Genomic DNA, 25,927 nt, shown 5'->3' on the forward strand with positions numbered 1-25,927 from the left:
TAACTGGGGTTGAACTCTTCAATGGTTGTTGTCCCGGAGCAACCTGTTAGATACTTGAAAAAGCGTCCCGTAGTGACAATACTGCTAGTCCTTGCCAACCTGGCTGTTTACTTCTACACTAGCAGGGCCAGGTCTTTCCTGCAAACAGATCCCTACTACATCTACACCTACGGATTCAACCCACTGCTTCTCCCAACGCTCGAGGGTGTTAAAAGAATCTTTACCAGCATGTTCATCCATGCAGACTTGTTCCACATATTATTCAACATGCTCTTCCTCTACTTGTTCGGGAAGAGCGTTGAGGCTGTGACAGGCTCTCTCAGATTTCTCCTCCTATATTTCATAGGCGGGTTAGGCGCAGTCCTGTTCCACATTGCTTTAATCCCTATAGGAGGCTATGAAGCCCTCGTCATACCTGCAGTAGGGGCTTCAGGAGCTATAAGCGCGGTCCTGGGAGCATTCTTCATCCTATTCCCGCACACCAGGGTTTCGCTTTGCATGTTCTTTTTCTTCCTCCCAATATGCCTTCCACTGCCCTCATCAATCTACCTGCTGATATGGTTCGCGGAGCAGGTGATATACGGATACTTAAACCTCGGCGGAGTGGCATATTTCGCGCATGCAGGAGGCTTCGTAGCAGGCGTGGCCGCAGTCTGGCTAATAGCCTCTGGACCGATAAACCGGTTGAAAACCCGGTTGACAAGCCCTCTAGAGGAATACCTTCACTCAATAGGTGTTTTCCCCAGGAAGTTCTACACGCTCGGTGCGGGAACCAAGATACTTGTAACAATCCTTCTCCTCGCACTCCTAGCAGGCTTCTACATTTCATGGGAGACGAACAAGGAAATGACAAGCGTGTACTCGCTGAGCATTGAGGCTGGAGGGGTGAACGACACGGTGATTCTTTACAGCAGGGAGGGCTCCTGGATCGTTTCCCAAAGCCCTGTGGACACTGTGAGATTCGTCGTGAACAGGCTCCACCCAGCAGGTCTCCTCGCCAACCCCGAGCTTGCCAGCCGGTCTATAACAAACAGGTCAATACCCAGGTATTTCGTTGAAATCCACGGTGTTAGAACACCTGTAAACCTTTACATTGATGAAGCCGTTTACGATGAAAACGGCTTGGTGGAGGTTTTCAAGGGAAGCATGAGAAGCTATTTCGTAATAATAACCGCGAGCGGGGAGGCATTTCTCGATGAAACCAAAGAGGTAAGTGTATCGTTCAGTATTTGGAGAGGCCAGGTTGAAACATTAAAGTACATTAACTACTCCGTGTACGCTTCAGCAGTCCTCACCCTTATCGCTATAGGCGTGGTGCTGGCTGCTGACAGGTTCAGCGTGGTAACAGACGTAGCTTACGAGTAGTTAAAAATTAAAACCCATCCAGCACGCTGAATAAATCAGTGGTGTGAACGAATGAGTCAGGCTAGATATAAGACTATAGCTTACATCTCCACGCTTACAGCCATAGCAGTTATTCTAAGGTTTCTTGAAATACCATTCCCCCTGCTCACCTGGCTAAAATACGATGCCTCGGGAGTCCCGTTGGCAATCCTAGGATACATGGGCTGGGGCCTCCTTGCCTACTCGCTCCCCGTATACTACTTAGTGTCTGTTGCCCTGGGAGCAGACTTCATGGGCATGGTTATGAAGGTTGTGGCTGAGGCTTCAACAATCATTCCGTTAATCTACCTGTACAGAAAGTTCAGGTCCCGGGGAAGATTAGCCATCCCTGTTTCAACCGGGGTAGCCGCGTTGAGCAGGGTTTCCGTGATGCACTTGTTCAACATTATAGTAACCCCTTACTGGCTTGTCTACTCTTACGGGATGAGCTACGAGTCAGCCCTCTCATACGTCTACAGCATCGTGCTCCTCATCGACGTCTTCAACCTGAGCATTGCCGTGCCAATAAGCCTTGCTACAATATACGTGGTTGAGTACTTGTTGAAGATGGGTATACTGTATGAGCAGTAAACCGGTAGTGGAGCTAGAGGATTTGTGGGCGAGATATAGTGGTGGAGAATGGATTCTGAAAGGGTTGAACCTAACGGTTCACAAGGGGGAGTCGGTTCTCGTAGTAGGGGCAACAGGCTCCGGTAAGACAACCCTGGCGAGGGTTTTAAACGGAACCGCGGAACCCATCTACGGAGTTGAGGTGAAAGGCTCGTACAGGGTTAACGGTGTCGAAGCCTCAGGGCTCGACCCCTTCAGCCTCGGGCTGAAAATCCACGTTGTATCCCAAAACCCTTACATCCACTTTCTTAACTTCATCCTTGAGGATGACTACAGGGATTACGCGAGAAAGGTTTACGGTGAGAGGTTCGAGAAGCAGGTGGTTGAGAAAACCCTTACACGCTTCAACCTTCGCGAGCTACGCAACTGCTACTTCTTCAACCTTTCCGGAGGCCAGGCGAGGCGGGCCGCGACCGGGAAAGCCCTCATACCAGATCCTGAGGTGCTGGTTTTCGACGAGCCGTTCATGTGGCTGGATGATAAAGGTGTTGACGAGTTTCTCGACATGCTACACCTTTTGAAAAGGCTTGGTAAAACCATTATTGTTTTTGAGCACCGCTTCAACAGGGTGATCAGGTTTTTCGACAAGGTGTTCGCCCTGAGAAACGGGCGGATTGAAGAAGCGGATTTAACAGCACTATTCAGGACTGCAGCGAGGAAAACCCTTAGAACAACCCTGGCTCAGCAATCTGATCGGGGAGGGCTTGGAGAAGTGGTTCTCAAGCTGGAGAACGTGTCATTCGGCTACAATGAGCCCGTGTTGAACAATACCAGCCTAGAGCTCAGGAGAGGCGAGGGTGTTGCAATAATAGGGTTGAACGGGACTGGCAAGACAACTCTTCTCAAGCTTATAACAGGGTATTTGAAGCCGTGGAAGGGCAGGGTTGATGTAAAAGGCCGCTTGATATATATCCCGCAGCTAATCCACTTGTTCTACACGGAGGGAAGCCTCAGGGAGGAGGCTGTAAGGCTGTGCGAATCCTACGGTGGCGGCGAGGCCTGCGTTCAGGAGGCTTTGAAAGCACTATTAAAGGAGGGGTTGAACCCTGACAAGCCTCCGAGCAAGCTGTCTCATGGGCAAATGGTTAAGGCGGCAGTCCTGCTCGCCTCTAAAACGGTTAAGCCGGACCTGATCCTGCTGGACGAGCCCTTCAGCGGGCTAACCTACGTTGACAGGTTCAACCTTGTCAGGCTTCTCTCGGAAACACCTTCCGCGAAGCTTTTGACAACGAGCAGTATTGAATTCACCAGCCTTTTGAATAACTGGAGGCTCATGGTGCTTGAGAACGGGGGTTTGAAGCCGGCTAAAGCCTTGGAGAAGCCTTTGAACGCGGTGTTCAGCATTGAGCTTGCTAAGCTGTTGATAGGTGTTGAAGAGTGATCAGAGACTTAGCCGAGCTGTTGGTGACGAAACCTCGTGCAAAAGGGTTTGGCCTAGCGGCGAGGCTCGCGGTACCGTTAACACTCATCCTTTTATCCCTGCTGGCCGCGATCGTGAGAAAGGATTCTTCAATACTCTTCTATACATCCTCACTCGCGTTCACGAGCAGTCTCCTCGCATACAACTCGGGCCTGTCCAGGCTTTTAAAAGGGGTTCAGCTAATCCTGCTGTTCATACTCCTGGGTTTACTCATAAACGTTTTGGCACTCGCCACAGGTTTGACGCCTATCAGCATTGAAAAAGTCCTGACAGGTGCGTTGAGGCTTTCAGCCATTGCTTTCGCAGCCATCCTCCTGTTTCAATGGGTGAGTATTGAGGAATGGGTTTACCTCTTCTCATCAGCTGGGGCGGAAGGTTTTGCAAGGATTCTGGCCCTATCCATGATACAGCTTCCCCTCACCCTTAGAGCCTTCAGCGAGGCATTGTTATCTGTTCGAATAAAATACGGTGGCAAATATTTCACCAGAATGCTTAATCCTTTACTGCTGCATGCGATGAGCACTGCGAGAAGCGTTAGCGAAACCCTCCTTATCTACGGTTCGCCAGCCCCGGTTAAAACACAGATGTGGCGGGTAAAGGATTTACTGCTGTACGCAGGGGTTTCAGCGATAGCCTTATCCCTTCTTATCTAAGGAAGCGTGATGAGGGTTCGATACTGCACCGGCGTGTTCGTCTCGAGAACAAGCTCTATGATCTGCCCTGACAAGAACCTCAGGTTGCAGTCGTTATCGTCTCTTAAAGCAATAACTATCTCCTGGCTCTCGCCCGGGGACACTACAACCGGCAACTCCTTCTCGACAACAGTATCGTTAACAATAACATATGTTCTAAACTCACATTTCAAGCCGTTTAAATAGTACCCGTGGATTTCGAGGTCGCCTGTCCCCTTATTCCTATCGATTAAGGTTAGATCGAACCCTCCGTCTTTCTTAGCGATCGCGTAAACCCTGTAGTCGTATGTTGGGAATTCCCCGGTGTATGCGAACACGTTACTATACCATAAGCCGATCAGCAAGGCAACTAGCGATGTGATTGATAGAAGCGTCACCGTTAGCGCTTTATTCACGATCACCACCATTTAAAGTATTTGATATAGTGTTATTTAAATCTTGTGTAAATGGGATAAGAGTGGGCTCGAGATAAAAACTACCTGAGCTGAATACTCTGCGGGTACTCCATGCCAGTCGAGGTTAAAATCGTTATCTCGACCATCTGTCCTGGGGTAAAAAACATGTTGCAGGACTCCTGGCTCTTAAGCTTAAACTTTAAAACAGCCTGCTCGCCAGGGGCTAGATAATACCCAGCCTCCCCAGCCGGGTATGAAGCCCTGCCCCTGGGCCCGTCGAACTCCACGATGATGTCGCAAACCCTGTGATTAATCATTACCCTGGTAATGCTTGTCGACCTTGTCCCAATATTTTTAACAATAACGGTGACACTCCACCCATCTCCTGCTGGCTCATTGTATGAAGAAATGATCTCCAAATCCCTGTTAGACTCCACGCTCACAATGTTGGAAGCCCAGAGGGCGAAAGCCATGGAAACAGCTATAGCTACGGAAACCAAAATAACCGTAGCAATCAAGGGGCTTAAAGCCCGCACGCAAAACACCCAAATGGAAAAACCTGGAGGAAAAAAAGATTATGGAAGAGTAACCATTTTCGGATACTCCTTACCACTGGCAGTGTGCAACTTTACCTCAACCTGCTGACCCGAAGAGAAACCTTCCTTCAAGGTTATTGTTATCTCCTGGCTCTGTCCTGCAGGAATAGGTACCGTATTAGTTCCACCAACATGTGGATTAATTTCTGCTTTGTTTTGGCTCACTAGGGTAGATATCGGAATACCGTTTATGAACACCTCGTCAATTGTTGCTGTTGCTGTTCCCTTGTTTTCCACTTTTAAATTAATTTCCCATCCATCATCGGTTATGCTTTCCACGTAGGCGTAAGTTATTTGAAGGTTTTCTACTGTGGTGAATCCTCCGACTATGCCTGTTAGCCATAGTGCTACTGCGATTGAAATTGCTATTGCTACTGCTACGATTATGACTGTGGCTATGACTGGGGAGATTGCTTTCATAGGTTGTTACACCAACGATATATTATTAGCGTTTTATGTTAAAAAGGTTTTGATATGGATGGGTTACTCTTTATTGATTATTTAATTAGTTTTTCACGATATTTTCGAGAGTATCGTGTTTACCTCGTCTGTGAACTCTGACTGGTGGGCTAGTATTATCTTATCCCCTGGCTTTAGCATGAGGCTTTTAGCGAGGGGGTGGGCTATCCATTCCGAGCCGCTTTTCACAGCCAATACTGAGCCCCCGTATTTCCTGAGCCACAGGGTTAGCTTGTCCAGCTCAACCTCTTTTACAACAGTGACTGTTCTAAGGGTTTCACCAATGGTTTCGAATACTTTCTTGAAGACCTCGTAGTATTCTCCAGGTGTTTCCCCTATCATCATTGTTATGTGGCTTATCGTGTTGCTGGCGTCGGCTATGTCCTCGAGCTCTTTCAACATGGTCGTCAGCCCTACATGGGTTGAGGAATCTATTCTCCCGAAGCACTCTCTCAAGGTGTTGAGGACTTGGAGGTGTTTCCAGTCAACGTAGACCTCAAGGTCCTCCACCTCTTGGATGACCCCGGGGTTGGCCTCCATGAGCGAGTAGTGTGCTAGGTCAACCATCAGCCTTGTGAACTCTTTCAGCTCGATAATCCCTTTAATCAGTTGCTCCGCCTCCCTGTTCTCGAGCGGCTTCTCCGCGATTTCCACGCCCTTATCCCTGAAAAACCTGTAAACATTTTCTTTGAAGCCTCTCAAGTAGATTCTGCTCCCCCTTGAAATCATCTCACGCAACCCCGGCGCGATCCTCCATTCCCCATTCTTCGCCGCGAGAATAACGTCTAGCGGGTACTTATCGGTGATATCCATTACCCTGACATCCTCGGCGAGAGTGTAAGGGGCTATGACCTCGCCCTCTGTGTAGTAGAGAATGTTCTCGTAGCTGACCAGTACGTCGTAGCCTGTTAGAAGCATGTACACTATATCCTTCACCGAGTCCACGATAGTGTCCATTGACGAAGCATAGTAGTGTGCGAGGAGGACTGCGAAACCACCCTCCCTACTTCTCCCGTAGGCTAGGCTCGTGTGAAGGATAAACTGGCCGAGTAGCTCGTCGATGCTCTTGTTTATCTCGAGGACTAGCTTAGCAGTGTCGTTGTCACGGGCGAAGTAAGAGTAAAACGCAAGGTCGAGGGCTATGTCTGATTGTAGCCAGATGTTGTTTAAAACCTCTCTAACCGGCATCGCCTTGTAGGTGATCTTAACGGGTTTCTCATGCAACATTCTATGAATGTCGGGTGGGATTCGCTGGGTCAACAGGGATTCCTCAAACACTTCTATTAGTATGGCTTAATGGTTTTTAAACCCTTACAGAGGTTTAAAGAAGGAGATATATACGTGTTATGATTAATTATTAGTGGAAAACATGGAGGAGCGTTGATAAGAAGCCATGGGCGATAGGGTTGCTGAACAAGAGGGTGAACCGGCTGTTAATATCCATGGGGGCACTGGGCGTTGGCGAAGTATTGGCAGGCCTCAGTCTGCAGACAAGCGTTGAAATCCTTACACTGTACCCTGTCTTCTTAATGCTGATCCCCGGCTTAATGGATCTCCGGGGAGACGTGTACGGAGCCTTCGGCTACAGGCTTACAACAGCCCTTCACATCGGTGAAACCGAGCCAAGGATTCTCTCAAAGTATAATCTCTACAATGTTTTAATCAGCTACTCCGTCACTATAATTGCATCAATAATAATAGCACTATTAGCCTACATTATCTCGGCTTCACTAGGCCTTTCATCCCCGGACCTCCTCACACTCCTATTCATATCCCTGGCCTCTAGCACAATAGTATACCTCATCCTGACCCCGGTAACCACTTTTTCGATAATACTTCTGTTCAAAACTGGGAGGGATCCTACGGATTTCGTCGCAACAATCGTCACAGGCGTTGGAGACGCGCTAACCCCTTTCACATTCATCACTGTTTCAAGCCTTTTCCAAGCACTCTCACCTTCCTCGGAGGCCATTATTGTTGCTTCACTAAGCACTGTCGCTATTGTCTCCGTGCTCATGGTATGGAGGGCTGGAGGGTTGAGAACCCTGTTGGAGAACACGGCGTCGTCTGTCGCAGCATCATTCGGCAGTAGCCTGGGAGGGCTGTCCCTTGCAACAAGGACAGCAATACTTGCGAGGCTACCGTTAATCCTTGGCTCGTTGCCAGCTTTCAACGCTTTAATAGGTGCTGGAATGGGCGTCCTCGGGAACTCTTTAAACGTGAAGCTCCACCTTGGCGTTGAAAACTCTTTGCGCGAGTACGTTGATGATTCGAAAACAATAGCCATCGCAACCATCGTGGCAGTGTTAGTGAGCATGGTAATAGTTTCAGGGCTAACCTTGACAAGCATTCAAAGCTTTGGAATAAGTGTTCTCATAATAGGATTGTCATTCCCAGTACTCTTCCTCCTCTCCTCCCTGCTCACTTTCTACTTGACCCAGGTTTCTTTTAAAATGGGCTGGAACCCTGACAACCTTGTGTTTCCGTTAATGACCACTTTCGTGGATTTGGACGGGCCACTCATAGTGTCAAGCGTTGCGAGCTTCTTTGTTTAAAAAAAAAGAAGACTAGGTGGTGAGCTCCTTTAAAAGCTCTCCTATACGTCTAATACCCTCATCGATAAGGTCTGTCTTAGCCATTGAGAAGTTGAGCCTAACGACATTTCTCCCTGACTCATCAGTGTAGAAGGGCGTGGCAGGGATTGCTGCGACATCATACTTTTCTAGAAGGATTTCTGTGAACTGTGCCGCCTCTATGTTCCTAGGCAACCATATCAGCACGAACATTCCAGCCACTGGACGCGTGTACTTGATCCCCGGCAAGTACTTCTCTATGGCGTTGATCATTAGATCCCGTTTCAACCTGTAGGTTTCAATAGCCCTTTCCTTCACATGCTTGAAAACCTTGTTTCTCAATACTTCTAGCACTAAGTATTGCATTGGAACCGGGGGGCACATGTCCATGGGCCCCTTGGCCATCTTAGCTTTCTCAACAATCTCCAGCGGCCCTTCCAGCCAGCCAATTCTCAATCCTGTTCCGAGGACTTTGCTAAAGGAGCCTACATAGATAACTCTGCCCTCCTTATCCATAGATCTTAACGTTTTAACCTCTATAGGCTCGTACAATAGGTGGTTGTAAGCCGTGTCCTCCACTACGAGTATATCGTACTTGCTCGCAATCTCCAGAACGTGCTTCCTCCTCTCCTGGGCCAGAGTCAGGCCGGAGGGGTTCTGCCCTGTCGAGATAGTGTAGAGTAGTTTAACCCTTTTCCCCTCCTTACTCAGCTTTGAAAGAGTCTTGTCCAACTCTTCCGGTATCAGCCCATGATCATCCATGGGTATTCCCTTAATCTGAACCCCATAATGCTTCCAGACGAGGAGTGTGTTAACGTAAGATGGGTTCTCAGTCAAAACCATATCTCCCGGATCCAGGAGTAGCCTCCCTATAAGATCGATGGCCTGGGAGCCTCCGAGGGTTACAACGATGTTCTCGGGGTTTGTGCTGACCCCTTCAAATTCCTTCATGAATCCTGCTATCTCATTCTTCAAGTCTATGACTCCGTCAGCAGGGGAGTAGTTGCCTATTATCCTTACTTTTTTGAAAAGCTCTGAAGACAGCTCTGCGTAGAGCTCCCTGGGTATCACGTCGGGATCCGGCTCTCCCGCCGCAAAGGATATGACTTGCCTGGTTTTTGATTTAACCGCGATCTTGCTTACCATCTCCCTTATAGGGCTAGGCTCTATAAGGTTGGCCCTGCTACTTAAGAATTTATAGTAATCCGGTCTAGTCATGACTGTTCACACTTGAAAATATGGTATCAACAGATATATAAGTGGTTCTAATCCCGTGTAGCAAGCCTTACCTGAGCTTGACGGCCGAGCTTTCTTCCACCGTAAACTTGTCCTTAGCGATGTGAAGAATGAAGCCTGAGCCTGGCTTCGGCTCATCGTCGGGGAAGACCTTGTCATTGTAAGTGTACGCTACCACCTCTCCTATGAAAAGCGTGTGATCCCCGTAGTCATGCATACCTATAACCTTGCATTCTAGATTAGCAACTGCTTCTTTTATCAGTGGAACGCTCACGGCTACGGGCTTCTCGAATGTAACTCTTGCCTCGGATAATTTACCCGGCCTACTCCTCGAGCCGAAGAGCCAGACGTCTCTAAGGATTTCAATGGTTGGAACGCTCACCACGAACTCTTTATACCTTGTTATAAGCTTGTGAGTATATCTCTTAGGGGATATAGAGACAGCTATGATGAAGGGGTCTGCGGAAACCATGGTGACCCAGTCGGCCGCCATAACATTTACTTCTCCGCCAATCCTGCCTGAAACTATTAGATAAGTCCGCATAGGGTACAGAAGCCTTTTCATGCAAACCCCTTAACAGTTAAGCTAGTTGAAAATAAAACTATTTCGCTTAGTAAAACCCCATTCTAAAGAAGGATTCAAGCTAGACAAGCCATGTAAGGATGATAAGCTTCAAGTACTCGCCGGCCACCTGGCAGGCATCAACGCTTTCTTCTAAATCCTTGTTCAAATCATGTATGAGGATAGACATGGTGACTGGTCTCAACTTGTCTGCTAAGGTTAGGAGCAATCCTCTGTTCGCAAGATCGACTTGATCAGCTCTTTCCTCATACTTGTTGATCAATTTTATATCCTCGAGAGCTTCCGCATTATCCCCCTCCATGGTTTTCTTAGCAGCCGATATTAGTTGGTGGAGAGCTGTTATAGATAGCTTGCTCAACTCTATAATTCCGTTACGAATCTCCGCTGGAATCTCCAGTATTGGGAGAATGGTTAGCTCTCTCGCAGCCTCCTTGATATGATCTCCTATGGCGTCAGCCTTGATGACAAAGTTTAACAAGTCTTCTTTAAGAGAAGCCTCCAGCCTCGAGGAGACAATCAATTCTTCGAGCCTAGTCCTGAGGTCTTTCCCCTTCTCCTCAAGCTTCAATACTTCAGCAAGCTGTACCCTTGCCTCTCCAACCCTCATTGTGTTGAGCAAATCCAAGGAGCTACTGAAAGCTTTGGCTATTTTTTCAAGGTTGCTTAGAAAGTCTATCAACGTCTCAATGGCTTCGGCACTTAAAATGTCGGAAAGCCGTATACTCAACCCCTCCAATAACCTTTATCCATGGATGTCTTAAAATAATTTAAGAGTCAAGATTAATTACGTTCCAACTACAATTTTCTAGCAGTGAGAGCCATGTCGTCTAAAATCATGCTTCCAAAACCCAACAATGAGACTTGTCTAGGGAGACTTTTGAAAGAGAGAAGGAGTGTTCGAAGCTATAAGGAATCATCCTTAACCCTCCAGGAATTGTCAAGCCTCTTATGGTTCACCTATGGCTGTGTTGAACCAGACTGTGAAAGAAGGACATCGCCGTCCGCGGGTGCAACATACCCTTTCGAAATATACGTCTCGGTTAGAAACAACGGGGTTGAGGGTGTGGAGCCCGGGATATACCATTACGATGCCGAGAGGAACGAACTGGTAGAGGTTTTGAAAGGAGATTTCTCCAGACAGCTCGCGAAAGCCTGCATGGGACAGAGATGGGTTTTGAACGCCCCTATTAACATAATACTTGTTGCTGTTGCCGAAAGAACCACGGGGTACTACGGCGAAAGAGGGTGGCGGTACATTTTCAACGAGGCCGGTCATATTGGTCAAAACATCTATCTCGCATCGGTTGAAATGGGCTTGGGAACGGTTGCTGTGGGAGCGTTTAACGATGACCAGGTTTCCAAACTATTAAGTCTGCCCGAGGGATATGAGCCCGTCTACGTGTTCCCCGTTGGAAGGGTGAAGTAGGATTTATGGCTTCTCGGATTTGCTCACAATTATTTTTTCGGGCATCGTAACAGTTATGGTTGCGTAGCGCCTCCTATGGTATAGTTTAACGCTTCGAACGTAGACAACGTAATCAGGGTGTGTAAGGGACACTTGACGGTCGATTTTCTCCGCAATAACTCTTATAGCATCCATGCTGTGCGCCGGCATCCTGGTCTCCCTCCAGTAAAGACGGCCGTGCAAGGTAACCCGGTAGGTCTTATCCGGTGGAATCCTGGCTAGTGCTAGCTCGCTCGCTTTTTCAGCAACATCCTCCACATACGGATCTACGATCGTGTCGATAGGTATTACCCTGTAGACCATTGGGGCTTCCTTAACTATGCTTCTCAGATTTTCAATTGCTTGATAAGGGTCTGGCACTTTAATGAGGATGACGCAAGGCCCCTTATCGATCACCTGGTAATCCTTGATAAGAGAGCGAAGACTCCCGATCACAAATCTGTAGTTGTCAAGCCCTGGCTCATGGGTTATCATTAAGTTGAAGCTCAAGCCTTAAACCCCCGTTTTACTGGATACTGTTATTAACAAGTCTCAATAAATACTCTTCTTTGAGAGAGTGGAGGAAATGATTGGGAGGTTGTCTAAAAACAAGATCATCATTCAAGAAGCTTGGACCCAGTACGATATAAGAGACATTCTTGACGATATCAACCCTATACTAGTGTCGAAAGGGTATTCTCCAACCTACTTCTTCGAGGGGACGCCTGTTCTAGGGGTTGGCGGATTCAGCGTTATCATTAAGCTTGCCAAGGACTTAACAGACGCTGATTACCGGGTTATCAAGAGGATTTTACTTCTTAGAAATATAAAAATAGTGGAGGAAGATAAGCTTGAAGCTTGAGGAATTATTTGGTAGGATTATACAGGAGCTCAACAAGGGGAATCCTGTAGCCATAGCAACAATTATTGGCAAAGAGGGGAGCGGCCCGCGGGAAATAGGTGCATCAATGGTTGTTACAGTTGATGGAGAGAGAATAGGGACTATTGGGGGCGGGGAGCTGGAAGCCATCATAATAAGGAATGCGCTCGAGGCTATTGAGAAGGGGGAACCAAGGAAGGTAAAGCTCGCCTTGAGGAGAGATAATATTCCAAGCGACGCACAACCCACTGGCATGCTGTGCGGGGGAGTCGTAGAAGTATTCATAAACGTGTTAAAGCCCCAGCCAAGAGTAGTCATAATAGGTGCTGGACACCTGGGCAAACCTATCGCTGAAATAGGAAACCTGCTTGGTTTTCGAACAGTAATCATGGATAGGAGTGATGAGCTCGCAAATCCTATGAGATACCCGTTCGCGGAACAGGTTTTCGCAGGGGACTTCTTGTCCGAGCTTGAAAAGATACGATTAGGCCCCAACGATATAGCGGTTATCGTGTATGGAGAAGTTGAAACGGACTATCAGTCTTTGAAAAAGATTCTCCAATACAATCCTAGCAGACACGTTTGGGTTCTGTGTAGCAGGCATAGAGCCAGGTGGATGGTTGAAAGGCTCCGCGAGGAAGGGGTTGACGTGGAGAAGCATAAATTCTTCATCCACATGCCCGCCGGCCTGGATATTAAAAGCGCTACCCCTGAGGAAATAGCCGTGAGTATTTGGTCTGAGATAATCTGCGTGCTAAAGAATTGTGAAATACCTGTTAAAACACTCAGTATTTTCAAGGAAGCGTAGGAGGATGCGATAGTAAAGCTTAAAAACCCTCTCTCGCTGAGACCCGTGTTTTAAATGGCTTCAGAAGGGGATTTTACCAACGGGGTTTAATTGAGCTACGGAGAAGCTTACTCGGCATCAACATCTGTTAGTGTTGTGAATTTCGCTGAAGATGAAATTAAAAACTTGGCTGGGGAGTTGTCGGAGTATTTATCTGTTTACAGCGTATTAGAAGATGAGCAAGTTTACGCGAAAATCCTGAAGCTAGTTAACAGGTTCCTAGAAATCGTTTCGCCAATCACATATTATCCTGAAATAGCTTCAGCGGTATTTAGCAAGATAGAGCTTAGGCTATGGGAGGTTGAAATACCTGGAACACTTGTTGAAGAACTTTTCCTCAATACTTATAGGTTGAAGCAAGCGATTTTAGCCGGTGGAAGCGAGGAGGCCTCAGTAATTGGAAAAGCCTTGGCGGTGGTTCTTACAGACTTGTACACCCGGGTTGAAGCAGATGAGTTAATCAACCTCGTCAGCCGGTTGGAGGAGCAATCAGCATCTACCGAGGGGCTCGAGAAAATTCTGACGCTCTCCGTTTTAACGTTAATCGCCGCTACCAATCAGTAAGCTATCTTACCTCTATGATTTTTAACGCGCTCGAGCGCCCGAGCCTGGCGACAGAAAAGTATTTAGTGGATACTTTTTTGAGGCTTGGATTCTCGCCCAATATCATCACCGAGTACAGGTTAGCCCCAGCCCTCTTCAAGTTGTAAGACACGTGTTGCTCAGCAATCCTGTCAACACCATCAGTTATGAGGATAATGTCGGATGTTTCGCCCGACGCACCGGTTCTTATATCGGTTGATGCAGTTATGAGCGCCCTTGAAATATCGGTTCCACCGCTCCCCTTCACCCTCGCAATATAGTTCATTAACTCAACCACTTCTCTAGCCTTAGGCCTCCTGCCAACCTTTATCAACGGGTAGGGCTGGCTGTCGAAAAACCTAACGTAGAATTCACGGTGCTCCCTAACTGCTCTAATATACAGCCCCAACGCAACAGCCTTGGCCCAGGTTATTTTAACACCATCCATGCTCCCGCTGTTGTGAACTAAAACACCATTCGCCGTGAAAATGTGATCCTTCCCAAGCCTTATATCGAATACTTTCCCCACACCCAGCATCATCTTCTCTAGGAGCCTGACCGGTTTGAAACCGCTCTCCCTATAGTCGTATGCGTACAGGTGTTCACCCGGTTGAATCTCGGAAGCCTGCTTTAATATGGTTGAAGAGTTTTGGAAAACAGGGATTACGTGGTTTCCGCTGGCCTTCAAAACTCCCGCTTCCGTTTTCAACCCGTAAACCGGCTTAACATCCTCAACAATCTTGACAACCTCGGCGCTTGAGACAACGGGAACCCCCTTACTGCTGATTTTTGCCGAAACCACCTCATCTCCCACCCGTATCTCCCTCAGTTTTTTCAACCGGCCGTTAGAAAGCTCAATCAAGCTCTCCCCGTCCAAGCACTTGTCAAGCAATACGTAAATCGGGCCAAGGCTCTCCTCAACTCTTTTCTCGTAGAGAAGTAGCCTAGATGAGAGGAATCTTAGGTAGAAGAGTTCGTCTGGAAGAATCCTCGAAGAAGGAGTGAGCCTCTCTATGTCCCTGCCAAGCTCGTAACCGCCTATCTCTCCGTGCTTATGCCTCTCGCTCTTCTTTTTCAATCCAAGCTCCCAAGGTTTTAAACCCTCAATCAGCTCAAGAATCCGTCTCACATCCGTGATCCTGGCTAGCCTAAGGAGCTCGGGACCGTATTCTTCGAATGATAACTGGCTAATGCTACCTGGCTCCAACCCCTCCATAACAGACTTCAATCTCCTCACGTGCTCAACGTCCATCATCGTGTTAACAATAGCCTTCTCCACGATCCTCCTAACTTCAGAAGCATCCCTAGACTCCTCGCTATTATCCGGAGATCGAGAATGCCTCGACCTTTGAGCCTCCAGCGATTCATATTCTGAAAGGAAAACGCTAGCGGCCAAGCCGCTCATAAACGGGTCGATAAGCGTCTTTCCTTTAATAGAGTGTAGACTTGGTGATTTCATCAAGTATTTTACAACTTGGTAATTCCGGTTAGACGGATCGGCATCCTCGCTTAGTATTGGGAATGGAAGATAGAAGACATAGAATGTGTCGATAGCTAAGTCTAGAGGGATTTTCTCTCCCTTGCCTCCGAGAAAGTCTATGATCCTCCTTATTCTTTCCCCTCTGTAAATTGTCAGGGGATTTTGATAATCAATGCCTTTTAACACGCCGCGTACTTGCTCCTCCATCTTCAATCAGCTACATTATTAGCTTCTTCTTGATCAAATCGATGACGTCGTTTACCTCGGCCAAGACATCCATAGCTCTCTTCCTCACCTCGTCGTCGCTGGACTCTGATGCTAGTTTCCTAACTTTTTCCTTAACCGTTTCAAAGCTTCTTAAGTAATCCAGGAGCCTTGGATCCAGCTCGGGCGTGTTGGAGATAAAAGTTTTGGCCTCCTTAACATTCGCCTCTATCTCCGACAACTCCTTCAAATGCTTTTCCCTCGCCTCTATCTCGTCGAGCAGGATGACATAGGTTTTCTCAGCTTCCTCAATATCTCGAGGTATCACGTACTTCAGCACGAAGAGATCGTCTTCGCTGGCTTTTGTCGACTGCCTGAGTAAGGCGTTGGCAGCAATAATTTTAAGAGCTTTCCCCTTCCGCCTATCAGTAACGTGGATTCCTTGATCCTCGAAAATACCATAGAGCTTTATCAACTTCTCCTTAACGGGCGACACATCCACCTGGTATACCAGCCCGTTGAGTTTCGCCAGATCCTCTACGCTTAAAACGGGCTCCCCGTGGAGATACAGGCCGGATTCAATCCTCCAAACAGCGTCGAGAAGCTCTCCCCACTTATTCTCCTCAACAGGTTTCACGAAATGCCGGAGAAGGAAGCGATCGTAGAGGGCTTGGAGCTCTGTCTCATCCGGGACGCGGTTTGTTGCTGATATCATGGTCCAGAGGGGAACTTTTATCTCAGAGTACCCGTCATACACTATTCTCTCATTCATTATTGAAAGCATCATATTGAGGATTGCAGAGTTAGCGTTGAAGATTTCATCTATGAAAGCTATCTCCGCCTCTGGAAGCTTTCCCCTTGTGATCCTCACATACCTGCCGTTTCTCAGCTCATTAATGTCCAGGGGGCCGAAGAGCTCGTCGGGCTCCGTGAAACGTGTTAGTAAGTATTTGAAAAACCTCGCGTTGATCAACTCGGCCGCCCTTCTAGCAAGCGCCGACTTCGCAGTACCAGGCTCACCTATAAGAAGAACGTGTTCCCCGGTTATCAACGCTAGCGTCAACACGGTTGCTTCCTCACTCCTGCCCACAAAAGGCTTCTCGAGCTCGTTCCTAAACCTCACTATTTTCTCTAGTAAAACCTGAATACCCGGGTTTGGCAAAATACTTCACCGCACCAATTGTTTTCATGGTTAAGCCAACTTAATATATTTTTTGCGAGAACAAGAGATTTTAACAGGACGATTAATAAACTCCAACCGGTAGGTAGGATTGCGTGTCTCGGCCTTCAAAATCTCTGAGGGGGAGGCAATCCCCGGCGCGATATTAGAGCGGTTGAGACGGTTCAACCTTAGAAACGGGCTCGTAACTGGGATAGGAGGTCTGGAGTATGCTGAGATAGGTGTTTACAACCCTGCGACCAAGACCTACCAGGTTTTCAAGCACAGGTCTAAAGGCAACGGGATCCTCGAGGTCGGCTCTCTACAGGGGAATTACTTGCTGAAGCCTGATGGTGAATTAAGCCTCCATCTTCACGTTGTGATAGGTGGTGAGGAAGGCGTTTTCACGGGGCACTTGCTAACAGGCGTCGTGAAACCTATGCTGGAAATATTTGCCGTGGAGGTTGACGAGGACTTATCCAAAACATTCACTCACAGATGGTTAAAGTAGAATGAGCATTAGAGAAGATGCCCTGGACGCGCCAGGCTGCTACGTGTTAGCCCTAATTGTCAGCAAGAACCTAGAGGTTAGAACAAGATCTTCGTTTTTCCAAATACCAAAAGGTGTTTACTTCTACGTCGGCTCAGCTAGAGGCGCAGGAGGGGTTAAGGCCAGGGTTTTCAGGCACATACTACGCCAGGGCAGAAGACATTGGCACATCGACCACCTCCTCGGCGCAGAGGAGGTGTACGTTTCAGGTTTCTACGCTATTCCTTCTCAGAAGGAATGGGACTGTGAGGTTGAAATCGCAAGAGCGTTGTCCACGGCTTTGAAACCTATTCCAGGATTCGGGTGCACCGATAAAGTTAAAGACGTTTCTCACCTATTCGAGTGTAACCACTCTTTAGAGGAGTGTTTGGCTATAGTTTATGAATTACTCAGAGAGAAAGTCCGCGAGCCCTCGTGGTTTCAAAATATTTAAAAACCCAGTTAACGGTATGTTTAAGCGTAACATAATAAATGGAGTCGAATCCGTAATGTATGTAAGTTCCGAATCAAACCAGGGTGAAAACCCTTCTACAAATATAAAAGACCTTAAACCCGGAATGGAAAACGTAAGCGTGAAGGCCAGAGTTTTATCCTCTGAGCCTCCGCACGTGATTCAGACCAAGAAGGGGCCTAGAACTATAAGCAACGCCGTCATAGGCGATTCAACGGGAAGAGTCGAGGTCACGGCATGGGGCGAAAAAGCGGGTCAGCTGACTGAAGGAGAGGCTGTAGAGATAAAGGGTGGATGGACCACCGAGTTTAGGGGGAAGGTCCAGCTCAACATCGGTAGGACAACAGAGGTCAAGAAAATTGATGACTCAGAAGTACCACAAGCAGAGGAGATACCTGAGGAAATGCCCACCGCGCCGGAAAGCCCTCGCCCACAGGGCTTTAGGAGGACTGGAGGCTACAGGGGACCTCGTAGAGGCGGATTCAGGCGGAGAGAGGAGTAATCATGGCAAGTGAAGAACATTCTCATGAACACGACCATGAGAAGACTCTGGCAAGGTTTCAGGAGATTAAACTATGGAAACCGTCAAGACAGGGAGAGTTTCTGGGAGAAGAGGACGAGAAATTCTATGTAGCTCTGTCTCAAGAGGAGGTGTATGAGCTCTCACCGCTGGCTTACTACGTGTGGCTTCTCTGTGATGGTGAGAAAACCGTTGAGCAAATAGCTGATCACATAAGCAAGGAGGTCCAAGTAGAAATCTCAGAAGTAATCGAACCCCTCGTCATAGCTTTAGACCAGCTGACAAACGTTAACCTTGTAAAATACTGAGCTCACGCTTATCTTTTGAATTAATCATTATTTTTCAATTTTCTTCCAGCCTAAGGCTTGACGAAAATTTTAATCCCCTTCGAAGTAATGATTACTGAGTGAAGATGACCGAAGACTCCAGTTCAGATCGATGAAGAAACTCCACCCCTAGGGATTCGCCTATTTCCCAAGGTTTTTAACTTTCAGAGCGTATTAATGGATTAAGAAGCTCACTAGAGGGTTATTCATGGAGAAAGTATTCATAGTGGGTGTTGGATTAACCAAAATAGGCCGGTTCTACAATAGGTCCGCGGCAAGCTTGTTTAGGGAGGCTCTTGAAAGAGCAGTATCCGATGCCGGGGGTTTGAAGCCTAGAGCCCTCGTAGTCGGCAACATGACTTCAAGCGTTCTAATGCAACAGGATAGTCTTGGAGCACTCCTAGCTGATCATTCGGGGCTCAGGGGAATCCCTGCTTTCAAGGTTGAGGCCGCTTGCGGGAGCGGCGGCGCCGCATTCTACTCTGGGTATTCCCTGGTTAAAAGCGGGCTAGCTGACGTGGTCGCGGTCGGAGGCGTAGAGAAGTTAACGGAGGCTAATACTCCAGTGGTTACAAGAGCCCTAGCTCAAGCAGCTGACGCTGATTTCGAAGTCTTTTACGGGGCAACTTTCACGGGCTTGAACGCGATGCTTGCCAGGCTTTACATGGAGAAGTTTGGCTATACGGAAGAGGATCTCTCTTATTGGCCTCTAAGAATGCACGAATACGCCTCACACAATCCATACGCTCAGCTACCGAAGAAGACGAGTTTGAAAGAAATTCTCGAAAGCCCCGTGATAGCCGAGCCGATAAGATTATACCACGCAGCCCCGATCGGGGACGGTGCCGCCGTAGTGCTTCTCGTAAGGGGAGAAGAGAAAGCGAGGGAAATAGCGAGACAGACGGGAAAAGATGTCCTGGTTGAAGTGGCCGGTGTGGCGTTAGCAACAGACAGCGTTGACCTAGCCTCAAGAAATGACTTGTTGACGTTAGAATCCACTGTTAAGGCTTCGAGGGCGGCTTTAGAAATGGCGGGTGTGGAAGCCGGGAAGGTCGACTATGTGGAATTACATGACGCGTTCCATGTGACAGGGTTTGCCTCGCTCGAGGACCTTGGTTTTGCACCGAAGGGTGAGGCCCCGAGGCTGTGGAAAGAGGGACGGTTCGGTAAGGGAGACAAGCCTGAGGTGAATTTCAGCGGCGGCCTGAAGGCAAGGGGTCACCCTGTTGGCGCAACCGGGATATACCAGATTGCTGAGGCAGCGATGCAATTACGAGGAGACTTCCCAGGGTTTAAGGCTAGCAGTCCTGAAACAGCTCTTACACACAACATAGGGGGGATCAGCACCATCGCCGCTGTCACCGTTTTAAGACGGGTGAAATAGCTTGGCAAACAACCACGAGGATTTGTTGAAACGGGTTCGCGAGTTCAGAGATAAATCAATAATGGGTGGTGGACAGGAAAAGATCGATGCGCAGAGGAAGAAGGGGAAGCTTTGGGTTAGGGAAAGGCTGGAGAAGCTCCTGGATCCTGATTCCTTCACAGAGTTTCAGTGGATGGTGACACATAGATCTAAGTATTTCGGGCTGGATAAAACTGTTTTCTATAATGATGGCGTGATAACTGGGTTTGGAAAAATTGACGGAAGAAACGTCTACGTTTACGCCCAAGACTTCACAGTACTTGGTGGGAGCATAGGGGAAGCCCACGGGCTCAAGATCGCTAAAACTATTGAGCAAGCTATTCAAAACGGTTTCCCAGTGATAGGATTATATGATTCGGGAGGCGCCAGGATCCAGGAAGGGGTTGCGTCGCTTAACGGATGTGGAAGAATATTCTACGCTAACGTGAAGGCAAGCGGTGTGATTCCTCAAATAGCAGTGATACTTGGACCATGCGCAGGTGCGGCATCTTACAGTCCTGCGTTAATGGATTTCGTAATAATGGTCAAGTCTTCCTACATGTTTATCACGGGTCCCGAAGTAGTGAAGGCGGCGACAGGGGTTGACGTGAGTTTCGAGGAGCTTGGAGGAGCTGAAAAACATGGAAGCATTAGCGGTGTAGCCCACTTCGTAGCAAGCGACGAGGAATCAGCTTTCATGCTCGTGAGGAAGCTCTTATCATTCCTGCCCAACAATAATTCAGAGGATCCTCCGTACATTCCCTCAGACGATCCTGTTGACAGGCGGAATGACGAGCTTTACGAAGTGGTCCCAACAGACCCTACCAAGCCGTTCGACGTCCGCGACGTGATTAGGACCATAGTGGATGACGGTGACTTTCTAGAAGTCCACGAGCTGTATGCCCCCAGTGCAGTGGTTGGTTTCGCAAGGCTTGGGGGATACACTATCGGAATAGTCGCCAACCAGCCCGCAGTGAACGCTGGAGTCATAGATATTGATGCCTCTAACAAGATAGCCCGCTTCGTGAGATTCTGCGACTCATTTAACATTCCAATTATCACACTGGTTGACACACCGGGCTTCATGCCCGGAGTTGATCAGGAGCATGGAGGAATAATAAGACACGGTGCTAAAATCCTCCACGCTTACAGCGAAGCAACCGTTCCCAAAATAACTTTAATCATGCGGAAGGCTTACGGGGGAGCGTACATAGCGATGGGTAGCCAGTCACTCGGGAGCGACGTAAATATTGCATGGCCTACGGCTGAGATAGCTGTTATGGGTCCGGAAGGGGCTGTTAGAATCCTGTACAGAAGGGAAATCGATTCCTCGGCAAATCCGCAACAGGTTGTCGAGCAGAAATTAAAGGAGTACAGAGAGGTTTTTGCAAACCCCTACAGGGCCGCCGAGCTGGGATACGTGGACGATATTATTGATCCCGCGGATACTCGACACGTCCTGTACAAGTATCTTCAAATCCTGAAGTTCAAGAGAGAAGAACACGCAATGTACCTGCCTAGGAAACACTCAAACATTCCACTATGATTTCTTCAACCTGATAATGGGATCTCCTTTTTTAACAGCCTGCCCAGGCGCCACGTAAACCTCATCCACAATACCTTTTATGTTCGCTTTAACTTCCACGATCATCTTCATAGACTCCATCAACGCGACCACTGTCCCCTCGCCTACCTGGTCATTGACTTTAACTTTTAGCTCGAGAATCTTGCCGGAGATAGGGGCTTGAACCACATTCTCAAATACTGCTTTCTGAGCCATCTTAGAATCCTTGTGAGGCTTGCTCCCTGCTTGAGCCTCCTTAACAGAGGCAATACACGCTACTTCTCCATTAACAAATATCCTGTCCGATAACACGATACTGTACTCTACTCCATTCAAATCCACCACGTACCTGTCGCCATGGTTTCTCAACAATTTCAGCCTAAACACCTCACCTGTTTCAGCATCTTTCACTAGGAGTGTATTGCCTTCCTTTCCTTCTACTATAAAGTTGAACTTCAAACCAGTCTTAGTTGTCACAGTATACGCTTTCACACTAAATCCTCCTTGAACTTGTAAATCATAATGGTCTAATGAAGTTAAATTTTTATTGGTAAACGCGAAATAATATACGGTTATATATCTGGGAGGGGAAATACATGAGCTCTCTTAAAGAAAGGGAAGCCTGGGCTACTAAAATAGGATTAATCCTGTCAATGGCTGGCAACGCTATAGGATTAGGCAATTTCTGGAGATTCCCAAGACTGTTGGCAGCTAATGGTGGCGGAGCGTTTATGATACCGTACTTCATAGCTCTCCTATTACTTGGTATACCACTAATGTGGGTTGAATGGGCGACCGGAAGGCTCGGCGGAAAATACGGCCATGGAACGCTTGGGCCCATGTTCTACATAATGGCAAGAGAGAGCGTTAAGCCGAGAAAAGCACTAATCTTTGCAGTGATCGGGGGTATGATAGCATTCTCCGTCACAACCCTCTTAAACTCATACTACATCCATGTGATCGGCTGGACGGCGGCGTACTCGATTTACAGTGCAACAGGGGCTTACTACGGCGTCGACACTGTCAACTTCTTCTTCGACCACATTAAAAACTTCCAAATGGTCATGGTGACATGGCTCATTCCAATGATCCTATTGTTCATAGCGGCTTTCAGAGGGGTCTCAAAAGGTATTGAAGCCTTCAACAAGGTAATGATGCCCCTACTGTACGTCTTCGCCGTGCTATTAGCGATTAGGTCGATAACGATTGGAAGCCCGGTTCGACCAGATTGGAGCTCTTTCGCAGGGCTCAACTACATTTGGAAGCCCGATTTCGAAACCCTCTCCAAGAACTTCTGGGTAATATCCTTGGCTGCGGCGGGACAAATATTCTTCACTCTTAGCCTGGGAATGGGCATCATACAGAACTATGCCTCCTATGTTAGGAAAGGCGATGACATTGCCCTGTCAGCTTTGACGACGGCTTCTTTGAACGAGTTCGCAGAGGTCATACTTGGCGGTAGCATCGCTATCCCAATAGCCTATGCGTACTTAGGGCCAGATGTGGTTAGAAGTGGATCGCTTGGCCTAGCCTTCATGGCATTGCCCAACGTGTTCACTTCTATGGGAGAGGTTGGAAGGTTCTTCGGAACAATATGGTTCCTCCTGCTATTCTTCGCTGGCTGGACATCAGCCATCGCAATGTACAACTATCTGACAGCCCTCCTAGAGGAAGACCTTAAAATTAACAGGAAAATAGGAGCAGTATTAGTATTCCTTATATACCTAATGCTGGGACTGCCAGTAGCCCTTGACCCCACGCTCACGTATTTCGCAGAATTAGACAACTGGGTTGGGTCTTACCTGCTCGTACTGCTTGGCTTGTTCGACGTGATAGTGGCCGTATGGCTGTTCAAGCCGAATAACCTGTGGAAGGAGCTACACGAGGGTGCGTTGATAAAAGTTCCAACATTCTTCAAATACGTATTGATGACTCTAACACCTCTCTACATCATAATACTGCTGATAGGGACGACCATAGACTACTACAACCAGGGCATCTTTGCACAGAGTGACCCGTTAATAGTGCAAGCCAGGATAGCGATCATCATAATACTAATATTAGGTGCGATCGAAACCTACCTCGCAATATCCAGAAAATACAGGGAGGAGCTGGCTAAGAATCAGGTTATCGTAAAAGTTGAGTAAGGGTGAGATCATGGACCCGGATGCCCTTGCGTTCTTGATTGGCTCATGGCTATTCATATTAATATTAACGGCCTACTGTTTTACAAAATTGTTTAAACCGAAGAAATAGTTTTTTACCCCTCCTCTTATCTCATTTTTTCGTGGACAATATGGATTCTACAGCTTATTTGAGAGAGGTTATGGAAAATCTAGACAGGCTCAGAGGGAACAGGAAACTTAGTGGTTTAAAACTGGAGAAAGATATCGACCAGGCCAAGGAGGCCGTAGAATACAGTATTAGATACATGGTTCGGAATAATATTGAATACGCTAAAAGCTTGAGAGAAAAGAGTTTTGAAATTCTTTCAAAAGTAGAAACGCTTAAACAAGCACCCATACCTAAAGCTCTAGTAGATGATTTGAAACTGTTCCTGAAGTACTGCAAGATGAGTGTATACGAGTTTACAGATAGAATTAGGGATGTCCGCAGGGCCTACCGCTCATATCTTTGGGGCATGATCATTTTTCTACTGCTCGGAGGCACCTACAGAATCGAGTTCGCCGTCTCGGCAATCGTCCTAGCATTCCCCATAATTCTCGCGATGGGGGGTCTGAGGAGAAGGAGGGAAACCGGGTTGATGCTTGCGTACGCTACAATGCCATTGCCAATGGTTATTTTCGTAATGATGCTGACCTATGCTTTCTACGCTTTTAACAACCCGGAGGAAATCTCCTTTATAGCCTCAGCGTACGGGGTTTCAACCGAGGTTGCTTACCTACTCGTAGCACTAGTTTCACTTGGCAGCCTCGTAGGCCTCATCCTCCTATCATATGCGTTGAAGAAGCTGGTGGAGAACCGTTACGCATTCTTCTAAGTTTTCAGCCGAGCAGTCTAAGGAAAATACTGAGGTCGTAAAGGTTTCTGTAGCACTTGCAGGAGGCATCGTAATGAGCAAATCCTATCACGGATTTTTCCTCGGGTTCAAGAACTGCGACAATACCGTCCACTGGCTCGTACCTTGTCAAAACGCTTGTTTCGAAAACGTCTCTTCCATATAGGAAGAGCTCCGAAGCCTTGTAGGTCACTACTATTGCGGCTCTAAAATGATTGTTTGCAAAAATTTTTTCCACCAAGCTTATTGAGGGCAACAATCTTTTTTCATGGAAAACCCCTGTCCAGAAACCCTCGTAGATTACTCGCCGCTCCCTCGCCCTGCGGTTCGTGCTCCATAAAAGGCAGTCCGTGCCGAAGCATGTAGCGAAATTATACTGGCCTATAAAATCATCGAGGTCTGCGCTCCACAACTTCCTCGTAATAGCCTTTAAACTGTTCAACCACTTACGGGGAAGGGGAAATACTTTTAACTCGGAAGTCAAACTTTTCATCTTCTCGTCCTCCTCAGCAAGCAGGTTGTGAACCCGAAAGTTCCATGGACATGTGGCCAAAGCCTGACACATTTGTCGAGCTCTTCGTGAAACACCATGCCACCGTATTGTTTAATCCATGGGGAGTATTCGAAGAGTTTGACAGGAGGGGGAACCACTTCCACGTCTTTTCTCTTATCAAGTATTTTCGAAACAACATACTCATTCTCCTCTGGCGCTATACTACATGTCGAGTATGCTATAATCCCCTCCTCATCCAACATGTCAATCAGGGAGTCGAGCAGTTCGATCTCCCTCTTAACCATTAAAGCAAGCTCGTAAATGCTTGTACGGGTTCTTCTCCCCGGGTCAACGGATATCCTGCCTTCACCGCTACAAGGGGCATCTAGAAGTATTCTTCCAAATTTTCTGTTAAACACCTTGGAAATTTTTCTCGCATCGCTCCATGTCACAACCACGTTTTCTATACGCATCCTGGTGATGTGCCCTATTAAGCTTCTCAATCTTCTCAGAACGAGATCGTTAGCATAAACTATTCCTTTACCATAGACTTTTTCAGCTAAGAAAGTTGTTTTCCCGCCTGGTGCGGCACAGGCATCTAATATATCCCCACTATACTCGTGTGTTAAAAGAAGGACTGGCAAGAGGCTCGAAGAATCTCTGTGTAAGTAGTAATATCCTTTCAAATACTCTAGGGTTGCACCGGGGCTCGGCTGTTCAGGGGCCTCTATGATTTTAAAAGCACTATCACACCATGATAGTCTCTCAAGCTTAAACCCTTTCTCCTCCAAGGACGATTTAAGCCTATCGGGACTGATTCGAAGAGTGTTAGCGCGAATAACAGGTTTAACCGGTTTTTCAAACGATCCTAACATTTCAATGGCCCCCGCCTCCCCTAAAATTCTCATATATCTCTCGGCCATGTACGGTAGAATCCTATATTTAGATGAGAGTTCATGGGCTTTTTCAGACGGCTTCACAAATATTTCCTTCAATATCTCTAAAACGTCTTCCTCCAACCGAACCTCCGTGAAAAATA

General features: G+C 47.5%; 30 protein-coding genes. 17 read left to right on the top strand and 13 right to left on the bottom strand.

All coding sequences use genetic code 11. The features are described from left to right. Positions 1-9: 9 nt before the first annotated feature. From IMZ38_RS05345 to IMZ38_RS05360, 4 genes are read left to right on the top strand one after another with little or no spacing between them, the layout of a single operon-like run. Complete coding sequence (locus IMZ38_RS05345) at positions 10-1,365, top strand: rhomboid family intramembrane serine protease (protein ID WP_193435870.1); 1,356 nt, start codon at positions 10-12, stop codon at positions 1,363-1,365. 51 nt (positions 1,366-1,416) lie between these two features. Continuing rightward, complete coding sequence (locus IMZ38_RS05350; RefSeq protein WP_193435871.1) at positions 1,417-1,974, top strand: ECF transporter S component; 558 nt, start codon at positions 1,417-1,419, stop codon at positions 1,972-1,974. After that, positions 1,964-3,394: an ATP-binding cassette domain-containing protein gene (locus tag IMZ38_RS05355; RefSeq protein WP_193435872.1), complete on the top strand. Its 1,431-nt coding sequence runs from the start codon at positions 1,964-1,966 to the stop codon at positions 3,392-3,394. The genes IMZ38_RS05350 and IMZ38_RS05355 overlap by 11 nt, the downstream gene beginning before the upstream one ends. Next, positions 3,391-4,086 carry a hypothetical protein gene (locus tag IMZ38_RS05360; protein WP_193435873.1) on the top strand — a complete coding sequence of 232 codons (696 nt, stop codon included), beginning with the start codon at positions 3,391-3,393 and terminating at the stop codon, positions 4,084-4,086. Before IMZ38_RS05355 ends, IMZ38_RS05360 begins: the two co-directional genes overlap by 4 nt. On the opposite strand, the gene IMZ38_RS05365 is transcribed toward IMZ38_RS05360, so the two are convergent. The 4 genes from IMZ38_RS05365 to IMZ38_RS05380 form a co-directional block, all read right to left on the bottom strand. Then, positions 4,083-4,520 (bottom strand): hypothetical protein, encoded by a 438-nt coding sequence (locus IMZ38_RS05365; protein ID WP_193435874.1) that lies wholly within the window; start codon positions 4,518-4,520, stop codon positions 4,083-4,085. The genes IMZ38_RS05360 and IMZ38_RS05365 overlap by 4 nt on opposite strands. Positions 4,521-4,600: 80 nt before the next feature. Next, positions 4,601-5,056 (bottom strand): hypothetical protein, encoded by a 456-nt coding sequence (locus IMZ38_RS05370; RefSeq protein ID WP_193435875.1) that lies wholly within the window; start codon positions 5,054-5,056, stop codon positions 4,601-4,603. Between the two features lie 39 nt (positions 5,057-5,095). Beyond that, the gene (locus IMZ38_RS05375) at positions 5,096-5,536 is read right to left on the bottom strand and encodes a DUF4352 domain-containing protein (RefSeq protein WP_193435876.1); all 441 of its coding nucleotides are present in this window, start codon (positions 5,534-5,536) and stop codon (positions 5,096-5,098) included. Positions 5,537-5,629: 93 nt separating this feature from the next. After that, positions 5,630-6,853 carry a potassium channel family protein gene (locus IMZ38_RS05380; protein WP_227410833.1) on the bottom strand — a complete coding sequence of 408 codons (1,224 nt, stop codon included), beginning with the start codon at positions 6,851-6,853 and terminating at the stop codon, positions 5,630-5,632. A gap of 128 nt (positions 6,854-6,981) precedes the next feature. On the opposite strand from IMZ38_RS05380, the gene IMZ38_RS05385 reads away from it, so the two are divergent. Beyond that, positions 6,982-8,130, top strand: a complete 1,149-nt coding sequence (locus IMZ38_RS05385; RefSeq protein WP_193435877.1) for a magnesium transporter — start codon at positions 6,982-6,984, stop codon at positions 8,128-8,130. Positions 8,131-8,142: 12 nt separating this feature from the next. Here the strand turns inward: IMZ38_RS05385 and IMZ38_RS05390 are convergent, their stop codons facing one another. The 3 genes from IMZ38_RS05390 to IMZ38_RS05400 form a co-directional block, all read right to left on the bottom strand. Then, positions 8,143-9,366, bottom strand: coding sequence for an aminotransferase-like domain-containing protein (locus tag IMZ38_RS05390; protein ID WP_193435878.1), 1,224 nt, complete (start codon positions 9,364-9,366; stop codon positions 8,143-8,145). Positions 9,367-9,433: 67 nt separating this feature from the next. Further along, positions 9,434-9,949 (bottom strand): flavin reductase family protein, encoded by a 516-nt coding sequence (locus IMZ38_RS05395; protein ID WP_193435879.1) that lies wholly within the window; start codon positions 9,947-9,949, stop codon positions 9,434-9,436. Positions 9,950-10,028: 79 nt separating this feature from the next. Next, a complete protein-coding gene (locus tag IMZ38_RS05400) occupies positions 10,029-10,703 on the bottom strand; it encodes a DUF47 domain-containing protein (RefSeq protein WP_193435880.1) in 675 nt (224 codons plus the stop codon). Positions 10,704-10,787: 84 nt separating this feature from the next. Between IMZ38_RS05400 and IMZ38_RS05405 the strand changes: the two genes are divergently transcribed. Further along, positions 10,788-11,393 carry a SagB/ThcOx family dehydrogenase gene (locus tag IMZ38_RS05405; RefSeq protein WP_193435881.1) on the top strand — a complete coding sequence of 202 codons (606 nt, stop codon included), beginning with the start codon at positions 10,788-10,790 and terminating at the stop codon, positions 11,391-11,393. 3 nt (positions 11,394-11,396) lie between these two features. Here IMZ38_RS05405 and IMZ38_RS05410 read toward each other — a convergent pair whose 3' ends face one another. After that, complete coding sequence (locus IMZ38_RS05410) at positions 11,397-11,921, bottom strand: THUMP domain-containing protein (protein WP_193435882.1); 525 nt, start codon at positions 11,919-11,921, stop codon at positions 11,397-11,399. 76 nt (positions 11,922-11,997) lie between these two features. Here IMZ38_RS05410 and IMZ38_RS05415 point away from each other — a divergent pair, with 76 nt between their 5' ends. From IMZ38_RS05415 to IMZ38_RS05425, 3 genes are all read left to right on the top strand, one after another. Beyond that, positions 11,998-12,273, top strand: a complete 276-nt coding sequence (locus tag IMZ38_RS05415) for a hypothetical protein (protein ID WP_193435883.1) — start codon at positions 11,998-12,000, stop codon at positions 12,271-12,273. Continuing rightward, positions 12,263-13,099, top strand: coding sequence for an XdhC family protein (locus IMZ38_RS05420; RefSeq protein ID WP_193435884.1), 837 nt, complete (start codon positions 12,263-12,265; stop codon positions 13,097-13,099). Before IMZ38_RS05415 ends, IMZ38_RS05420 begins: the two co-directional genes overlap by 11 nt. A 90-nt stretch (positions 13,100-13,189) precedes the next feature. Then, positions 13,190-13,702 (top strand): hypothetical protein, encoded by a 513-nt coding sequence (locus IMZ38_RS05425; RefSeq protein ID WP_193435885.1) that lies wholly within the window; start codon positions 13,190-13,192, stop codon positions 13,700-13,702. 1 nt (position 13,703) lies between these two features. Here IMZ38_RS05425 and IMZ38_RS05430 read toward each other — a convergent pair whose 3' ends face one another. Both IMZ38_RS05430 and IMZ38_RS05435 read right to left on the bottom strand, forming a co-directional pair. After that, the gene (locus tag IMZ38_RS05430; protein ID WP_227410834.1) at positions 13,704-15,407 is read right to left on the bottom strand and encodes a hypothetical protein; all 1,704 of its coding nucleotides are present in this window, start codon (positions 15,405-15,407) and stop codon (positions 13,704-13,706) included. Positions 15,408-15,417: 10 nt separating this feature from the next. Beyond that, complete coding sequence (locus IMZ38_RS05435) at positions 15,418-16,566, bottom strand: AAA family ATPase (protein ID WP_193435886.1); 1,149 nt, start codon at positions 16,564-16,566, stop codon at positions 15,418-15,420. Between the two features lie 109 nt (positions 16,567-16,675). On the opposite strand from IMZ38_RS05435, the gene IMZ38_RS05440 reads away from it, so the two are divergent. From IMZ38_RS05440 to IMZ38_RS05465, 6 genes are all read left to right on the top strand, one after another. Continuing rightward, entirely contained in the window at positions 16,676-17,074 is a 399-nt protein-coding gene (locus IMZ38_RS05440; RefSeq protein WP_193435887.1) for a PPC domain-containing DNA-binding protein, read from the top strand. Between the two features lies 1 nt (position 17,075). Further along, positions 17,076-17,546, top strand: a complete 471-nt coding sequence (locus IMZ38_RS05445) for a GIY-YIG nuclease family protein (protein WP_193435888.1) — start codon at positions 17,076-17,078, stop codon at positions 17,544-17,546. A gap of 55 nt (positions 17,547-17,601) precedes the next feature. Beyond that, complete coding sequence (locus IMZ38_RS05450; protein WP_227410965.1) at positions 17,602-18,066, top strand: OB-fold nucleic acid binding domain-containing protein; 465 nt, start codon at positions 17,602-17,604, stop codon at positions 18,064-18,066. A 2-nt stretch (positions 18,067-18,068) separates the two neighbouring features. Then, on the top strand, positions 18,069-18,392 hold the full coding sequence (locus IMZ38_RS05455; protein ID WP_193435890.1) for a PqqD family protein: 324 nt from the start codon (positions 18,069-18,071) through the stop codon (positions 18,390-18,392). A 226-nt stretch (positions 18,393-18,618) separates the two neighbouring features. Next, positions 18,619-19,794 carry a thiolase C-terminal domain-containing protein gene (locus IMZ38_RS05460; RefSeq protein WP_193435891.1) on the top strand — a complete coding sequence of 392 codons (1,176 nt, stop codon included), beginning with the start codon at positions 18,619-18,621 and terminating at the stop codon, positions 19,792-19,794. Between the two features lie 61 nt (positions 19,795-19,855). Beyond that, positions 19,856-21,358, top strand: coding sequence for an acyl-CoA carboxylase subunit beta (locus IMZ38_RS05465; RefSeq protein WP_227410966.1), 1,503 nt, complete (start codon positions 19,856-19,858; stop codon positions 21,356-21,358). On the opposite strand, the gene IMZ38_RS05470 is transcribed toward IMZ38_RS05465, so the two are convergent. Next, positions 21,353-21,868, bottom strand: a complete 516-nt coding sequence (locus IMZ38_RS05470; RefSeq protein WP_193435892.1) for a biotin/lipoyl-containing protein — start codon at positions 21,866-21,868, stop codon at positions 21,353-21,355. The genes IMZ38_RS05465 and IMZ38_RS05470 overlap by 6 nt on opposite strands. 104 nt (positions 21,869-21,972) lie before the next feature. Here IMZ38_RS05470 and IMZ38_RS05475 point away from each other — a divergent pair, with 104 nt between their 5' ends. Both IMZ38_RS05475 and IMZ38_RS05480 read left to right on the top strand, forming a co-directional pair. Then, positions 21,973-23,523 (top strand): sodium:neurotransmitter symporter family protein, encoded by a 1,551-nt coding sequence (locus IMZ38_RS05475; RefSeq protein WP_193435893.1) that lies wholly within the window; start codon positions 21,973-21,975, stop codon positions 23,521-23,523. 149 nt (positions 23,524-23,672) lie between these two features. After that, positions 23,673-24,377 carry an alpha-glucosidase gene (locus IMZ38_RS05480; protein ID WP_193435894.1) on the top strand — a complete coding sequence of 235 codons (705 nt, stop codon included), beginning with the start codon at positions 23,673-23,675 and terminating at the stop codon, positions 24,375-24,377. A 4-nt stretch (positions 24,378-24,381) separates the two neighbouring features. On the opposite strand, the gene IMZ38_RS05485 is transcribed toward IMZ38_RS05480, so the two are convergent. Beyond that, positions 24,382-24,888 carry a hypothetical protein gene (locus IMZ38_RS05485; RefSeq protein WP_193435895.1) on the bottom strand — a complete coding sequence of 169 codons (507 nt, stop codon included), beginning with the start codon at positions 24,886-24,888 and terminating at the stop codon, positions 24,382-24,384. Next, complete coding sequence (locus IMZ38_RS05490; protein ID WP_193435896.1) at positions 24,885-25,907, bottom strand: RsmB/NOP family class I SAM-dependent RNA methyltransferase; 1,023 nt, start codon at positions 25,905-25,907, stop codon at positions 24,885-24,887. Before IMZ38_RS05490 ends, IMZ38_RS05485 begins: the two co-directional genes overlap by 4 nt. Positions 25,908-25,927 lie beyond the last annotated feature (20 nt).

The sequence above is a fragment of the Thermosphaera aggregans genome (assembly GCF_014962245.1).
Classification (GTDB): domain Archaea; phylum Thermoproteota; class Thermoprotei_A; order Sulfolobales; family Desulfurococcaceae; genus Thermosphaera; species Thermosphaera chiliense.

What these genes read in the sequence shown, in the direction of transcription:
- IMZ38_RS05350 (WP_193435871.1), top strand. Translation starts at nt 1,417, where the DNA reads ATGAGTCAGGCTAGATATAAGACTATAGCTTACATCTCCACGCTTACA.
- IMZ38_RS05355 (WP_193435872.1), top strand. Translation starts at nt 1,964, where the DNA reads ATGAGCAGTAAACCGGTAGTGGAGCTAGAGGATTTGTGGGCGAGATAT.
- IMZ38_RS05375 (WP_193435876.1), bottom strand. Translation starts at nt 5,536, where the DNA reads ATGAAAGCAATCTCCCCAGTCATAGCCACAGTCATAATCGTAGCAGTA.
- IMZ38_RS05390 (WP_193435878.1), bottom strand. Translation starts at nt 9,366, where the DNA reads ATGACTAGACCGGATTACTATAAATTCTTAAGTAGCAGGGCCAACCTT.
- IMZ38_RS05395 (WP_193435879.1), bottom strand. Translation starts at nt 9,949, where the DNA reads ATGAAAAGGCTTCTGTACCCTATGCGGACTTATCTAATAGTTTCAGGC.
- IMZ38_RS05405 (WP_193435881.1), top strand. Translation starts at nt 10,788, where the DNA reads ATGTCGTCTAAAATCATGCTTCCAAAACCCAACAATGAGACTTGTCTA.
- IMZ38_RS05415 (WP_193435883.1), top strand. Translation starts at nt 11,998, where the DNA reads ATGATTGGGAGGTTGTCTAAAAACAAGATCATCATTCAAGAAGCTTGG.
- IMZ38_RS05430 (WP_227410834.1), bottom strand. Translation starts at nt 15,407, where the DNA reads ATGGAGGAGCAAGTACGCGGCGTGTTAAAAGGCATTGATTATCAAAAT.
- IMZ38_RS05445 (WP_193435888.1), top strand. Translation starts at nt 17,076, where the DNA reads ATGAGCATTAGAGAAGATGCCCTGGACGCGCCAGGCTGCTACGTGTTA.
- IMZ38_RS05450 (WP_227410965.1), top strand. Translation starts at nt 17,602, where the DNA reads ATGTATGTAAGTTCCGAATCAAACCAGGGTGAAAACCCTTCTACAAAT.
- IMZ38_RS05455 (WP_193435890.1), top strand. Translation starts at nt 18,069, where the DNA reads ATGGCAAGTGAAGAACATTCTCATGAACACGACCATGAGAAGACTCTG.
- IMZ38_RS05460 (WP_193435891.1), top strand. Translation starts at nt 18,619, where the DNA reads ATGGAGAAAGTATTCATAGTGGGTGTTGGATTAACCAAAATAGGCCGG.
- IMZ38_RS05465 (WP_227410966.1), top strand. Translation starts at nt 19,856, where the DNA reads ATGGGTGGTGGACAGGAAAAGATCGATGCGCAGAGGAAGAAGGGGAAG.
- IMZ38_RS05475 (WP_193435893.1), top strand. Translation starts at nt 21,973, where the DNA reads ATGAGCTCTCTTAAAGAAAGGGAAGCCTGGGCTACTAAAATAGGATTA.
- IMZ38_RS05480 (WP_193435894.1), top strand. Translation starts at nt 23,673, where the DNA reads ATGGATTCTACAGCTTATTTGAGAGAGGTTATGGAAAATCTAGACAGG.
- IMZ38_RS05485 (WP_193435895.1), bottom strand. Translation starts at nt 24,888, where the DNA reads ATGAAAAGTTTGACTTCCGAGTTAAAAGTATTTCCCCTTCCCCGTAAG.